This window comes from Streptococcus danieliae, assembly GCF_009767945.1.
Taxonomy (GTDB): domain Bacteria; phylum Bacillota; class Bacilli; order Lactobacillales; family Streptococcaceae; genus Streptococcus; species Streptococcus danieliae.
Genome location: NZ_WSRS01000161.1, coordinates 1 through 1,004, shown reverse-complemented (window position 1 = coordinate 1,004; position 1,004 = coordinate 1). Strand labels below are relative to the sequence as shown.

1 protein-coding gene is annotated in these 1,004 nt (G+C 37.0%); it reads left to right on the top strand.

Going from position 1 to position 1,004, the window contains the following annotated elements; all coding sequences use genetic code 11:
• A partial coding sequence (locus E5983_RS09205; protein WP_160333506.1) for an ISL3 family transposase occupies positions 1 to 1,004 on the top strand: 1,004 nt, incomplete at both ends.

The following is a 1,004-nucleotide window of genomic DNA, read 5'->3' as shown; positions in this document are numbered from 1 at the left end:
CCTAAAAAGCGTCAAATTCAGCTAACAGAAATCGATAATAAGCCTGTTTATCTAGAATTAACAGTCCGTCGTTTCAAGTGCCGTCATTGCTCTGTCGTATCTGCTAATCATCTCCCTAATCATTTTGTTAAAAGAAGGAAAAGTATTAGTGTCAAACTCCATCTTAAGATTTTGTTGGAATTAAAAGATACGACCTGTATTAAAAAAATTGCCTCAATCTGTAAAACAGGTTATCAAATTGTATATAGAACGTCATTGGAATTAACGAACTATGTAAAAAATCTGGAGCCGGGGCCGCTCCCTCGAGTATTAGCTATCGATGAGTTTAAAGCTACTCAAGATTGTGAGGGATCTATGGCTTTTATTGCTATGAATTGGGAAAGCGGGCAGATTCATACGATTCTAGATGATCGTCGAACCCATAAATTACTCGAATTCTTCAATGGTTATTCCTATGAAGAACGATGTAAGGTAGAATTTGTTGTAATGGACATGAATGCAGCTTACGATTCCATGGTCAAAAAGGTTTTTCCCAAAGCTCTAGTCGTTATTGATCGTTTCCACATTGTACAACAGTTAACCAATGCCTTCAAAAACGTTCGAATTCAGGAAATGAATCCGTTAAATCGCTATTCTGGTGAAGAAGCTAAGAAGTATCGTCGTTTAAAACGTTTCTGGAAACTTTTACAAAAAAACTATAGCGATTTGTCATCTGAAGCTAAGTATCACAGTCTCTTTCAACGCTATTTATCAGCTCAAGATATAGCTTTGGAGCTGATTGATTATAGCCCTGTCTTGAAAGAAGCTTGGAATCTTTATCAGCTATTACTTGGATATTTCAAGGACAGAAATGCGGATTACTTTTTTGATTTGATTCGAGAGAGTCAGAACTCAGAGATTCTGCCTCAAAGTTTCCGTGATAAGCTCGCTTTTCTTTTGAAAAAGGAAGAAAGTATACGCTTGGCTTTATCGGTACCCTACAATAACGGTCTCGTTGAAGGAAC